General features: G+C 62.3%; 10 protein-coding genes and 2 pseudogenes. 9 read left to right on the top strand and 3 right to left on the bottom strand.

Annotated elements, in window-relative coordinates; genetic code table 11:
• Positions 1-133: 133 nt before the first annotated feature.
• Together OF850_RS21795 and OF850_RS21800 are read left to right on the top strand one after the other, a co-directional pair.
• A pseudogene (locus OF850_RS21795) lies at positions 134-394 on the top strand (tripartite tricarboxylate transporter substrate-binding protein); the annotation flags it as partial.
• 196 nt (positions 395-590) lie between these two features.
• The gene (locus tag OF850_RS21800) at positions 591-1,634 is read left to right on the top strand and encodes a Bug family tripartite tricarboxylate transporter substrate binding protein (RefSeq protein WP_301592436.1); all 1,044 of its coding nucleotides are present in this window, start codon (positions 591-593) and stop codon (positions 1,632-1,634) included.
• 5 nt (positions 1,635-1,639) lie between these two features.
• Here the strand turns inward: OF850_RS21800 and OF850_RS21805 are convergent, their stop codons facing one another.
• Positions 1,640-2,626: a LacI family DNA-binding transcriptional regulator gene (locus OF850_RS21805; RefSeq protein ID WP_301592437.1), complete on the bottom strand. Its 987-nt coding sequence runs from the start codon at positions 2,624-2,626 to the stop codon at positions 1,640-1,642.
• A gap of 256 nt (positions 2,627-2,882) precedes the next feature.
• Between OF850_RS21805 and OF850_RS21810 the strand changes: the two genes are divergently transcribed.
• Together OF850_RS21810 and OF850_RS21815 are read left to right on the top strand one after the other, a co-directional pair.
• Positions 2,883-3,950, top strand: coding sequence for a recombinase family protein (locus OF850_RS21810; RefSeq protein ID WP_301592438.1), 1,068 nt, complete (start codon positions 2,883-2,885; stop codon positions 3,948-3,950).
• On the top strand, positions 3,926-4,102 hold the full coding sequence (locus OF850_RS21815) for a hypothetical protein (RefSeq protein ID WP_301592439.1): 177 nt from the start codon (positions 3,926-3,928) through the stop codon (positions 4,100-4,102). The genes OF850_RS21810 and OF850_RS21815 overlap by 25 nt, the downstream gene beginning before the upstream one ends.
• A 397-nt stretch (positions 4,103-4,499) precedes the next feature.
• On the opposite strand, the gene OF850_RS21820 is transcribed toward OF850_RS21815, so the two are convergent.
• Positions 4,500-5,330 carry an IS5 family transposase gene (locus OF850_RS21820; protein WP_301592461.1) on the bottom strand — a complete coding sequence of 277 codons (831 nt, stop codon included), beginning with the start codon at positions 5,328-5,330 and terminating at the stop codon, positions 4,500-4,502.
• Between the two features lie 339 nt (positions 5,331-5,669).
• Between OF850_RS21820 and OF850_RS21825 the strand changes: the two genes are divergently transcribed.
• The 3 genes from OF850_RS21825 (at position 5,670) to OF850_RS21835 (ending at position 8,751) form a co-directional block, all read left to right on the top strand.
• Complete coding sequence (locus OF850_RS21825) at positions 5,670-7,334, top strand: reverse transcriptase domain-containing protein (protein ID WP_301592440.1); 1,665 nt, start codon at positions 5,670-5,672, stop codon at positions 7,332-7,334.
• A gap of 126 nt (positions 7,335-7,460) precedes the next feature.
• On the top strand, positions 7,461-7,823 hold the full coding sequence (locus tag OF850_RS21830; RefSeq protein WP_301592441.1) for an H-NS histone family protein: 363 nt from the start codon (positions 7,461-7,463) through the stop codon (positions 7,821-7,823).
• An 85-nt stretch (positions 7,824-7,908) separates the two neighbouring features.
• The gene (locus tag OF850_RS21835) at positions 7,909-8,751 is read left to right on the top strand and encodes a hypothetical protein (protein ID WP_301592442.1); all 843 of its coding nucleotides are present in this window, start codon (positions 7,909-7,911) and stop codon (positions 8,749-8,751) included.
• 21 nt (positions 8,752-8,772) lie between these two features.
• Here the strand turns inward: OF850_RS21835 and OF850_RS21840 are convergent, their stop codons facing one another.
• A complete protein-coding gene (locus OF850_RS21840) occupies positions 8,773-10,497 on the bottom strand; it encodes a hypothetical protein (protein WP_301592443.1) in 1,725 nt (574 codons plus the stop codon).
• Positions 10,498-10,605: 108 nt separating this feature from the next.
• Here OF850_RS21840 and OF850_RS21845 point away from each other — a divergent pair.
• Positions 10,606-11,016 (top strand): annotated as a pseudogene (locus tag OF850_RS21845) (IS481 family transposase); the annotation flags it as partial.
• 644 nt (positions 11,017-11,660) lie between these two features.
• Complete coding sequence (locus OF850_RS21850; protein ID WP_301592444.1) at positions 11,661-12,410, top strand: oxygenase MpaB family protein; 750 nt, start codon at positions 11,661-11,663, stop codon at positions 12,408-12,410.
• Positions 12,411-12,811 lie beyond the last annotated feature (401 nt).

Here is a 12,811-nt window from a genome sequence, read left to right on the forward strand (position 1 = left end):
GAGAAGCGCCGCTCGGGCCTGCTCCGGAGCACCACGCCAGAGCCCGCGGCAGTGAAGACCTAAAACAGGGGGGAGATTTCATGGCGACAAGGGGGGCGTTTCCGGTGTCGCTTGACACTCTGACGTTCCGACGCTCAAGGAACTGGGTTACGGGCTCGTGTCGAACTCACCCTATGGCATCGCGGGCCCCAAGGGCATGGATCCCGAGATCATGCGTGTCATCCACGACGCCTTCCGTGACGCCATCCAGGATCCCGAGCATGTCGCGCTGCTCGAGCGTCTCGATCAGGTGGTCGTGTACAAGGACAGCGCCAGCTACCTCGCTTATGCGCGGGAGACGGCGGTGGAGCAGCGTGAACTGATTCAGCGCCTCGGTATCGGGCGATCGTCCTGACAGTCCGCTGATTCCTGAGGCACCACCCAGCGCCCCAAAGGTGGTGCCGCACTCTGCATCGGCGGTGCAGGCATCCGCGCTCCGTGTCCGGAGATGGCGCGCGGTGATTCAGCCCCGAGCGCCACGCGGCAGATCTGGAGCGCCGCATGCGGGGAACCCGTCGGCGAGGTCGAGCGAGTGCCACCGGCCCTTGAGGTTGATCGTCCTGGTCGTGTGTCAGTTCGAAAAACAAGTTCAGAGGGAACAACCAATGTCCAAGCCAATCGAGAGAAATCGGCTCACTTTCGCCTGCGCGCTGGGCGCGATGCTGATGGGAGCCGCGCCCGTCCTGGCCCAGACCGCCCTGCCGGACCGCCAGCTGCGGATCATCAGCGGCTTCGCGCCAGGTGGATCAAGCGACACGCTGACCCGGATCATCGCCGACGCGATCAGCCCGACGCTAGGCCAGCGGGTCCTCGTGGAGAACCGCACCGGCGTGAACGGTGTGGTGACCGCGGCCTATGTGGCGCAGAGCCCGCCTGATGGGACGATGATCTACCAGTGCTCTATGAGCACGCTGGCCATCACGCCGCAGCTTCAAGGTGTCGCGCTGCCACTTGATCCGGGGCGGGACACCACGCCGATCGCCAATGTGGCGCTTTCCTCCTATGGGCTCTTCGTCGGCGCCAACAGCGAGTATCGCACTGTCGCCGATGTGCTTGCAGCGGCGCGTGCGCGCCCCGGCCAGATCACTTTTGCGAGTCCTGGGGCCGGCTCCGCGCAGCACCTCTCGGGCGAGCTGATGAAGGGTCTCGCCAACGTGGACATGGCGCATGTCCCCTATCGTGGCACGGCGCCGGCGCTGCTGGATCTGCTTGCGGGCCGCATCGACTTCATGATCGGCAATCTTGGCGATGCCACGCGACAGACCCAGTCTGGCGACCTCAGGCTTCTCGGGATCGGCGATCCGACCCGCTCACCAGTGTTCCCGGACGCGCCGCGCATCTCCGACACAGTCCCAGGCTTCAACGTGACAGGCTGGTTCGGGATGTGCGGACACAAGGACATGCCGGACGCCCTGCGGCAGGTCTGGGCCAATGCGATTGGCCGCGCCTTGGAGGATGCGGCGGTGCGGCAGCGGTTGGAGGGCTTGGGGTTCACCCCGCATTTCGAAAGCACGGCTGACTTCACCCGCCGGCTCGAGGCCGACCGGCGCAGCTGGCGGGAGGTGATTCGAGCGGGCAACATTGCTGCGAACTGACAGCGTCACCTCGGCGGCGCGGTGGTGCCGCGCACCTGGAAGCCGGGCTGGAGGACCACGTTCCGGACCGGCTGCGAAGCATCAGCGATGCGCTCCAGAAGCAGCTCCGCGGCACGGATACCGAGTTCGCGCCGCGGTACCGAGACGGTGGTGAGCTGGATTTGCGGCAGCGCCGCGAGAAAGGTGTCCTCGAAGCCGACGACCGACATGTCTGCGGGAACCATCATGGACCGCTCTGAAAGGGCGATCGTCGTGCCCAGCGCCATGAGGTCCGAGGTGGCGATAATGGCGGTCGGCGGCGCCGGCAGCCCCAGGAACTGCCGGGCCGCCTCGCATCCCCCTTCGATCGAGATCTCCGCGCCGACGACTGGGCCCGGCTCGGCGCCATGCTCGCTCAGGAAGCCTTGAAACGCTCTTTCCCGCGCGTCGCTGGGGCTCGAGGCGGCGTGCGCGCGCAGCAAACCGATCCGCCTGTGCCCGAGCGACCAGAGGTGCTCCATCGCGAGGCGCATGCCAAGCGTATCGTCCATGCCGACAAAGGAGGCCTTGCTGCCACCCGGCCGGCGCCACAGTGCCACCAGGGGCACACCGGCTTTTAGGGCGCGTGTCGTATCCGCTGTCTCCGAAGAAAAGGAAAGCAGGAGAATGCCGTCGACCATGTGGCGCAGCAGATGCGACACGTGCCACTCCTGCAGTTCGGCGCGGGATTCAGTGTTGCAAATGATGGTCTGGTAGCCGCGAGGCGTGAGGACGCTGCTGATCCCGAGCAGAATGTCGGCATAGAAGGGGTTGGCGAGGTTGGAAACCACGATCCCGACCGTTCCGGTGTGGCCGGTCCGCAAGGCGCGGGCGATTGGGGAGACGTGATAACCGAGGTCTGCGGCGGCGCGACGGATGCGGTCCTTCGTTGCCCCGCTGACAATCGGTTTGTCGGCAAGGGCGTTGGAGACCGTGGCTTCGGTGACGCCGCAAGCCTTAGCGACATCGCGCATTGTGACGCGACGCATGTCAGGCGTGCCGCCAAGCGGGCAACATAAAGCTACGCCCCCTTTTCTGTCCAAGCAGGGCGAGCTGCCGATCCTGAGGGCTCATGTCCTCTAGCAAATGCCGAATCGCCCCATTGCCGTTGCACCTTTCCGACTGTGTAACCGAGACCGGGCCGCTCTTGCAGGCTGAGCTGCCATGTAGCAGCAGGAAGTGCGGCGACGAGTGGCGCTGCGCCCCGGGTATTAGGCGCTGCTGGCAGCGATGCGTTCGGGGCAGGCAGACATCGTCCTGGCCGAAAGCCTGGACCGGCTGAGCCGGGACCAGGAGCACGTGGCGGCCTTCCACAAGCAGGCGCGCTTCGCCGGAGTGCGGATCGTCACGCTGGCCGAGGGTGAGGCGAGTGAGCTGCATGTGGGCCTCAAGGGCACGATGGGCGCGGTGCTCCTACGGGATCTGACAGACAAGACCCGGCGCGGCCTGGAGGGCCGGGTGCGGGACGGGCGCTCCGGAGGTGGACTTTGTTATGGGTATTGGGTCATTCGCGGGCCCATAGGGCGCGATGGCGAGGCCGAGCGCGGGCTGCGCGAAATCGAGCCCAAGCAGGCCACCGTGGTCCGCCGGATCTTTGCGGATTTCGCGGCCGGCCAGAGCCCGATCGCCATCGCCATCGCCAAGGCACTGAACGCCAAGGGCATCGCGGCGCCCCGGGGCAGTGCCTGGACGGACGGCGCGCTGCGTGGCCAGGCGCGGCTCGGCACGGGGATCCTGAGCAACGATCTTTATGTAGGCCGCTTGGTCTGGAACCGGCTCCGCTGGCTCAAGGACCGATCAACCGGGCAGCGCTTGGCGCGGCGCAACGAGGCCGAGGCATTCGTGACGGAGGACGTTCCGGATCTGCGCATCGTAGAGCAGGGTCTGTGGGAACGGGTACAGCAGCGCCTGGCGGCCGCCGAGCGCCCCCGGCAGACACCAGGATCTGAGGGCCAATGCGACCACCTCTGGCATTACCGACAGGCGTCGACCCTGCTCAGCGGCAAGGTGGTGTGCGGGGTGTGCGGCGGCCCCTTCATCACCAGCGGTAAGGACCACATGGCCTGCAAGGCCACGGTCCGGCAAGGAATCTGCACGAACCGAACCCGCGTGCGTCGGACTCGGCTCGAGGCGCAGGTGCTCGAGGCGCTGCAGCATGACCTGATGCAGCCGGAGTGGTGGCGGAGTTCGTGCGCGAGTTCACCGCCGAGTGGAACCGGCTGGCGGCCGAGGTCGGCGCCGCATCGGTCGGCAAGCGGCGCGAGCTGGAGAAGGTGGAGCGCCAGCTGGCTGGCCTGATCGACGCCATTGCCGACGGACCTCGGGCACCCGGCCTGCAGGGCAAGCTGGATGAGCTGGGCTCCCGCAAGGCGGTGCTGGAGGCGGAGCTTCGGGAGACCGGCAAGGCGTCTCAGGCCCCTGCCCTGCACCCCAATCTGGCCGAGGTGTAGCGCGCTCGGGTCGCCAAGCTCCGTGATGCGATGGCCTTGCAAGGCGGCGTGGAGGTCCGTGAGGCGCTGCGGGCGCTCGTCGTGCGCGTGGAGGTACACGCCGATCGTGTCGAGCTGGCCGGCGCCCTGTCTTCCATGCTGGCGCTGGGTCAGGCTCCAAACGCCGAAAGCCCCTCGTCTCTTGTGAGCGAGGGGCTTTTGTTCAGTTCGGCGAAGTGGGATGCGGGGACAGGGTTCGGCTTATGGCGAACTTGTCTCCGCATGGTTCACTAGAACGCGGTCCGGACCTAACCTGAGGTCACGCCGCGCCAGATGGAGGCAGTCGAGATGGGCGGGAAGTAGACACCGGGCCAACGTTCCGGGTCGCTCTTGCCTCACCACGACCTACTCATACTGCCTAAGTCGCGTGGACAAACCTGATCCACAAGCGGATTGAGGACAGGGCGGCGAAGGCGAGGAAGCTGTCGCTGGTCTGATCGTATCTCGTGTCGACGCGGCGGCTGTTCTTGAGGTGGTTGATGAAGCACTCGATGCGGCTGCGCAGCGCGTAGAGCGGGCGGCTGACACTGTGCTGGACATGGCGGTTCCGCTTGGTTGGGATCTCCGGCACGGCGCCGCGGTCGCGCAGATCTTGCCGGATCGGGTCGCTGTCGTAGCCCCTGTCGCCGAGCATGATGGCAGGATCGCTGTCACGCGCCGCCATCAACGCGTCGTAGTTCGAGCAGTCGGCCTCCTGTCCGGCGGTCACATGCAAGGCGATGGGCAGGCCATGCGCGTTGCCGCGGATGTGGAGCTTGCTCGTGAAGCCACCTCGCAGGGCACCCATCGCGGCAAGCCGCGATGGGACCCAGAACGCCCAAGACCCTGTCGGTGAGTCCCCCCTTCCGCCGGCGGCGCAATGATGCGCCCGGATGCTGGCGCTGTCGAACATTTGCAGGAGATCGGCGTCGCCGCCTCCATCGGCCAAGGCCTCGAGCATCACGTCCCACAGGCCTGAGGCAGTCCAGCGGCGGAACTGGCGGAACACCGAGTTCCAGTGGCCCAGTTCAGCTGGGAGGTCACGCCACGGCGCGCCGGTGCGCGCGATCCAGAAGATGGCGTCGAGCACCCGGCGGTGGCTGCGCGCCGGCCGGCCGCCGAGCGGGCCGGCCGACACCACGAAGGGTTCGAAGAAGGACCACTCCTCGTCCGTCAGCAGCCCACGGATCAACGCCGATCTCCATGTCAGAAACCAGCGTGGAGCCACACGCGCGTCTGCATGGAAATCCCCAGGCCGCCGGTTTGTCCACGCGACCTAAGCCCCTGGCGGCGTGCCTGCGCCGTCCGTGTGCGTAGCGTGAAGGATCGTCACCCGCAGGGCAGAGACGGCCGCATCGCGGGCGGCTCGGGGAGGGCGGCACGCCCGAGTAGAGCGGACACGTCCTGTCGCGCTCCGGCTCTGTGGCTCTGTTGAGGGATCACCGCACGAGGACGGGTGCGGATTGTCAGAATTGCATTCCCTCTGTTAGTCTATCCTTACGAGGTCTCCCTTCGCATACGCGCTGTAGCAACTGCGGCGTAAGAGCGAATGTCTGCACAAATCGTGCGCGCCATGTATATTATGCGTATCGCCTGGCGTGACTGGAGGGGAGACCTCGTGTTTCCGACTGCGCATTTTCTAAAGAAACCCTCACACACCGACATTCCTTCCGAACTGGCGAATGAAGTTGCTCTCCTCGCCTACCTGGACATGTCACAGGCCGAACTTAACAAGATCTGGTGGTATCGCCGCCGGATGTATACGCATTTCGAAATCAGCAAGAGGCCGGGAAAGTCGAGACTGATCAGCGCGCCCGACCGCCGGCTCAAGCATCTGCAACGGAAGATCGCGGGCCTGCTTGATAAAATGTATCGCCGCAGAAACCCTGTGCATGGTTTTATCCACGAACGCTCAGTCAAAACGAACGCGCTCTCTCATATCGATAGCAAATATATTCTCAACGTCGATCTGGAAAACTTCTTCCCTACGATCACGGAAAATCGGGTGGCGGGGGTTCTCGCGGCTCTCGGCATTGATATCCGTGTCTCGGATGTGATCGCCCGTCTCTGTTGCAACGATGGTCATCTGCCGCAGGGTGCCCCAAGCAGCCCCGTGCTCTCGAACATGATCTGCTTCCGCCTTGACAGGGAGTTGCTGGCCGTCGCCAAGGGGGCGCGTTGCATCTACACGCGGTATGCCGACGATCTCTCCTTTTCCAGTTATCAGCCGCTTGCCTTGCTATTCGAAGCCGCGTTGCCGCCCTCCGGCCGCATTAGCCCTGACCTCCTGAAAAGCGAGTTGCGTGCTGTGATCGAGGGCAACGGCTTTAAGATCAATCCAGCCAAGGCGCACTACGCGGATCGGCACTCGCGGCGGATCGTCACGGGTCTGAAGATCAATGAAGCGCTGAACGTCGATCGCAAATTTGTCAGGAACATTCGCGCCGCTCTATACTCTGTCGAGAAGAACGGAGACGAAAAGGCTCAGGAGATTTTCGCGGAAAAATCTGGCAGCACGGCCAGCCTTCCCGCCCATCTGCGCGGTAAGATCGCGTGGCTCGGCAACATCAAAGGGCGTTCCGATCCGATTTTCCGCAGCATGGCTGAACGGTTCAACCGCTGCTATCCCGCCCGGCCGATCAACCTGGAGCCAACCAGGGAGGAGATCATAGACCGGGCGGTCTGGATCATCGAAGACTCAGAAGGTGCAGCGTCGCAAGGAAGCGCGTTCTTCCTGAGGGATGTCGGCTTGGTGACTGCCGCACACTGTGTCGAGGGGATAGGCGATCTCGTGGTGTATCACCCGTCAAAGCCCTCCAACAAATTCGCGGTCAAGATCAAGAACATTTGCAGCCATCGGGACCTCGCCGTCCTTGAGCATGAGATCGCGAGCACCGAATATTATGGGCTTCTACCTTTTGCCGGCACGGTCAGCCATGGCAACAAGGTCCAAGCAGTCGGGTATCCGTCTTACGGACACGGCGACAAGATCAACATTCGTCCTGGGAGTGTAAGCTCGCTGACGATAAAGAGTTTGGTTCAAAAGATCGAAGTGACGCAACAGCTTAGTCAGGGCATGTCAGGCGGCCCCATTATCAATGACAAAGATGAAGTAATCGGCATAACCCATAAAGGCGGCCCGTCTGAACCCAAGAACCTTGCGATCCATATCAAAGTGCTGACTGAATGGCTCTCCTCAGGCTCTACCACCTGATCAGCGATCACTAGTATCCACTCTAGGGTGTCAACCGGAGCATGGTTTTCTGAGTGCGCGCTTTTGCCCCGCTCGGCCAATCGTCTCAGAACCACCTGCGCTAGCAAATAGGGATAGGGAATTCCAATGGCGGCCAAGAGTGACATTGACCTCGACGCCATGTGCGCGGAGGAACTGACCGCTTTGATCCAAGAGGCCGAAGCCAAGCGCGCGGAGAAGCATGAAGCCGCCAGGGCCGGACTGGTCGAGCAGATGACGCAGCGTGCGGCAGCGCTCGGCCTGAGCCTCGAAGGACTTATGCAGGGCACCGCACGCCCGCAGGCCGGCCGCAAGCCGCAAGCCGCAAGCCGCAAGCCGCAAGCCGCAAGCCGCAAGCCGCACAGCGACGCCGGTTGGCCCGCAGCGGTCAAGTATCTAGACCCCAAGGGCGAGACGTGGACGGGGCGCGGCCGTCCGCCTGGCTGGCTGGCTGGCTGGCTGGCTGGCTGATGGAAGCTGAAAAGGCGGGGCGGAAGCGGAATGAATTCCGAATTCAGTCGATCTAACTTTGTCCTCGCAGCGCTAAGAGAGTGCTATGACCGCAAAGCCAATTGACGTTTGGGACGTAAGCACCTTCGATCGGGAACTCACCGCGCTCCTTCGCGCGCATGAAGACCTGATCCGCGATTATACGACTACCGACCACCACATCTTTCGTGATTACGATCTTGGACAGGGCAAAGGTCCATATCTCTATCGCTCTGACAATCCCCACGGCGCGGCGTTCTTGCGATTAAAGGAGACGGTCGGCCAGGAGATGGAGGGCCGTACCATAAGAGCATTCCACTATACACGCTTGACGGACGTTGAAGTCGAGGGATTGCTCAAGCAGGGCATCCACCCGTCCACGCCGGATTCCTTGCGCACTCGCCTAAACAGCATGGTAACGGCGGGACACCTGACAACCGACCGCGCTGCAGCACTTTACAAGGCAAGTCCGTTTCATGGTGAACAACTGGAAGCGCGCGATGGCAAGTTTTGGATGACTTCGTATCCCCATGTCGTCGATGACCCGGGCGTTGTACGACTGATGAGGCATTGGGGAGGGGAGGTCGCGTCTTGGTTTTTGGAGGATGACGACCAGATCCTCGCTCCGTTGTCCGAGATCGGAAAGCCAAGGATTATTGAAGTCGCAGTGCCACTGGCGCTCACCCGGCGGAGCTATTCAGCGGGCGAAGCTATTATCGCTGCCTTCGGGCGATATATGGGCCTTGCCACCGGCAAACATGATTTTGATTTATATACAATCGCCCCGCTTGAACCTTCCGCAATCCTCAAGGTGCATGGCGAATGGGATGCCAGCTTCGCTGCCATGGGGCGCGGCTATCCACGCCGCTATGTAGCTCCAGACACAGTGCCTACGGACGAGGACAGCTGATCGGTAATCTCGCCTAGATCATCACGCGTCGTTAGGTGTGACGCCCGGCCGCAGCAAACTCATGATCCGCGTCATGGCAGCGTCGCATCCAGCTGCCAATTGCGTGAAATGATTGCGGAAAGTCTCAAACTCGCTTCTCGCCTGTGCTTCCAGAGATCGACGTTCACTGACGGCACCATGGCCTTTCAGCTTGCTTCGCAAGTGATGCAGGGTCCTCAGCGGGGCCACGACGTCCTTCGCGTCCTCCTGGCTTTCGCCGTAAACTACAAGCAGTTCCTCAAGGAGCTTGATGGTCCCCCATTCCTTGTCAGGCGTTTTGCCCTTGGCGGTAAGGAGGGCCCGAAGCGCCTTCGTCTGAAAGCCCTCAACGATCATCTGGTCAAGTGCCATGATCTCACTCGCCCACTCGGCAGGCGCTTCCGACGCCGGCAGATGGACGACCGCGATCAGTTCGTCGCCACGAGCCTTCCACCATTCGAGGTCGGCGCTGTCCAGGGCTCGGACATAGGATTTCAGCTTTATAATAGGATCGTATTGCGTCGAAAATTGCCCGTCATAGTCCGTCTCAAATGCTCGTTTGGATATGGGTGCCTTCGGCCACTCATTAAACGCCTGCCAATACAGCTGCTCTTCATAGGGTAACTGTGAGAGATAAATAATATAGGTGTGAACCTGTCCTTCTTCGTTTATATCGTACGTCGTTAGATGCCATGCATTCCGGCACGATATAGTACGATCTCCGATGGTGTATTTATCGGGATCAGCTTTGTATTTCGAGAGCACATCCGCTCGGAAGAAGGCGGGCGAGACTTCAAACGGCAATCCTGGCTTCGCATCAAAATAATTGGTTATGTTTTGAGGTGCGCAAGATATTTCTACGAGACGCTTATTGCGCCAATCTTGGATTTTGAAAGTTGCATACTGTTTCCCTCCGTTTGACCATCGCCCGGTGCGTTTCGCGAGAACGTCGTCATAAGTAATTGTAGAAGGAGAGATCATGAAGCCATTCACAAAACTCGCGGATGGTCCTGTTCCATAGTGATATTTCGTTGCGTGCGTCTGCTCCTCTCCGCGGTTCTTGTCAGACCAGTCACTAAAATGGCCAAACTTATATCGGGTAAAATCGAACTTGAAGATCAAGTAGGTGCCACTCAGCACCATATACTCGTAAAGACAATCAGCGCGGATAGTCACGATCCGCCCGGGAAAGGGGTGTTTGCCCTTCGGCAGCATCGTGATCTTTATGATTTCTTCGATGTCGCCCTTTTCGTCCAAGCGGCAGTATGCGTTCCGATCCGCCAGAAAGTATAGATCGAGAGCATGCACGAGCTTTTGGTTGATCTCGATTGTCTCAGGAAAATTAGAAACGCCAGTAAATGATCTGTTGAAAATCAGCTTCTCGCCGCCCTTGAGACTCTCGCTGCCCGTATCATCCATAGGATCAGAGAGAAAAACGCGGTCAGGCTGCCCCCCTCCGGACGAGTGCTCAATGATCCACGTCCGATCCGTCGTGAAGTGCATGCGCTCAAGGTCTTCGAAGACTGGTGGATTGAAGTTTTTGGCGGGCGCGAGCATGCCGAATATGAATGTGTGCGCAGAGCTGGCGTAAATTGCCACATGCTCAGATCGGACGTTGCGAGCAAGGAAGTCCACCCCCTCTCGGGCGTTGTAATACCAATCGCCACTTTTCGAGTCCGGCTCATATGACAGGGCGGTCAGTTGGTCGATTAGATTTCGACGGCTCAAAGCTTCCTCCTGGTCCCGTGAGTTGTACCCGCAACAATTCGTCCCACCTAGATGTTTGATCCCAGAGTTTGATTGTGCAGTCTTTTCGCAGGCATGGAAGGACGCGCTATGGGTCAGGTTCTGCACGGGTGCGCCCGCACGACAGAGGCGGTCCGTCGCGCGATCCAGCATAGTCAAGAAAGTCTGAGGGTCCTGGCTCGGCGCCATGAGGTGAACCCCAAGACCATCGCCAAATGGCGAAAGCGCACCACCGTCACCGACCTACCAACCGGACCGCGCAAGCCCCATTCCTCCACGCTCTCGGTCGAGGATGAGGCCATCATCGTGGCCTTCCGCCGTCACACCCTGCTGCCGCTCGACGATTGCCTCTACGCCCTGCAGCCCTCCATCCCGCACCTCACCCGCTCGAGCCTGCACCGCTGTCTCCAGAGTCACGGCATCTCCCGGCTGCCCGAGGTCGAGGGAACCAAGAAGCCCAAAGCCAAGTACAAGACGTACCCGGTCGGTTTCTTTCACATCGTGTATCGCCGAGGTTGGTCCTGACCCCCGAAACTGGTCCGACCGGAGCGCAAATTTTTCGGGCACTGGTCCTTCTCGCGGGATCAGGACTTGAGGTCTGCCTCACATCCGACTGAGACAATCTCCGCCGTCACCCCCAGGACCCCACGGGACGGCTCAATTAGGACCATCGTCAGCGCCGGCGTGAGGTTTTGATCGAAACCTCGCTCCCAGCGCCCGGCGGGTTCACCGTGGGGCCTCCCCCGGCCGGCGGGGCGGGTGTGCGACAGCACGGATTCCGGAGCAGGGCGGCGTCGCACAAGCGTCATTGTTTGTCTCATGGGCACCGCTATGGAGCGCCGCACGCACGGGCCGAGTCAGCGGTCGCGCGGAGACGGATGATGAATTCGCCCACTTCTCGATTGTCATCCTATCGAGCCCACGCCAGCGGGAGCCCTTCAGCAGTCGCGGGCCCGCGCAGACATCGTGCATCGCAAAGCAGCGCGGTGCCCGGCTGGCCTGCGCGTGGAGCGCCACCATATGACCCGACATGAGACTGACCATGCCGCCCGCGACACGGCCGGACCCGACGCTCTCCATCAAAAAAGGCCATCGCCCGCCGCGTCGTCGCCCTGTTCAACGATCGCGCGCGGGGCGAAGCGCCGGTGGTGCGCCGCCCCGACGGCCTGTTCCACCCCAAGGCTGTGGCATGGCGGGTCCATGGCGACGTCGCCTCGATGATGGTCGGCGGGCTTTCTTCGCTGCTGCTTCAGATGCTGCACCCGGCGGTGCTCGCCGGAGTCTGGGATCACTCGAATTTCCGGAACGACATGCAGGGCCGCCTGCGCCGCACCGCGCGCTTCATCGCGCTGACCACCTATGGCGGGCGCGAGGAGGCCGAGGCGGTGATCGCCCGTGTCCGCCGCATTCATGACCAGGTCGGCGGCACGCTGCCGGACGGCACGCCCTACGCTGCGAACGACCCGGCGCTGCTGGCCTGGGTTCATGTCACCGAGGCGGTGAGCTTCCTGAACGCCTGGCGGCGCTACGTCGAACCCGGCATGTCGCCGGCAGACCAGGATCGCTACTTCGCGGAGATGGCACAGGTGGGGCGCGCATTGGGCGCGGCGCCCGTGCCGCCCGACCGGGCCGCGGCGCACCGCCTGATCATGAGCTACCGGCCGCATCTGCGGTCCGATGCCCGCACGCGCGAAGTCCGCCGACTGGTACTGGACGCGGCGACGACCGGCCTTCTGGTCGGGCGCGTGCAGGCGCTGGCGAATCAGGCTGCCATCGACCTCCTGCCCGACTGGGCGCGGCACATGCACGGGCTGCCCAATCCCCTCCTCGCCCGCCCACTCGTGCGCGCCGGAACGTCCGGAGTGGCGCAGACCCTCCGCTGGGCGTTCCGCTGAAAAGAGTGCCTGCGGCGGTGGGCGCGAGGATCGGGGCCCTTGGTCAACGATGTCATCACGTGGACCGGCGCGCATGCTCTTCGCTCGCGCCCTTGAGCAGTCCCAGCGCATCGGGGCGGACGCAGTTTCACCGGTAGAGCTGGGTGCTGGGCTTCAATCGAGTGGATTGGGCTATCCGGTCCCGCGTTGCCGGAGCAAAAGGTCGGCCTATGACGGCGTCGCACGGAGTAAGGGGAGGTTTTTCTGGAAGGTGTCCTGATGGCCGCGACCGGTCCATTCAACATGAAAGAGGGCCCGGTGCACCGCTGCACTACGCCCTCGAGAATGCGGGATCGCACGACCTGTAAGCCGCCACCTCACTGACCAATATCTTGCGACTCACCGCACCAGAAGTCCCGAGG

The sequence above is a fragment of the Sabulicella glaciei genome (genome assembly GCF_026183895.1).
GTDB classification, from domain to species: domain Bacteria; phylum Pseudomonadota; class Alphaproteobacteria; order Acetobacterales; family Acetobacteraceae; genus Roseococcus; species Roseococcus glaciei.

What these genes read in the sequence shown, in the direction of transcription:
- OF850_RS21805 (WP_301592437.1), bottom strand. Translation starts at nt 2,626, where the DNA reads ATGCGCGATGTCGCTAAGGCTTGCGGCGTCACCGAAGCCACGGTCTCC.
- OF850_RS21810 (WP_301592438.1), top strand. Translation starts at nt 2,883, where the DNA reads ATGCGTTCGGGGCAGGCAGACATCGTCCTGGCCGAAAGCCTGGACCGG.
- OF850_RS21825 (WP_301592440.1), top strand. Translation starts at nt 5,670, where the DNA reads ATGTCTGCACAAATCGTGCGCGCCATGTATATTATGCGTATCGCCTGG.
- OF850_RS21830 (WP_301592441.1), top strand. Translation starts at nt 7,461, where the DNA reads ATGGCGGCCAAGAGTGACATTGACCTCGACGCCATGTGCGCGGAGGAA.
- OF850_RS21835 (WP_301592442.1), top strand. Translation starts at nt 7,909, where the DNA reads ATGACCGCAAAGCCAATTGACGTTTGGGACGTAAGCACCTTCGATCGG.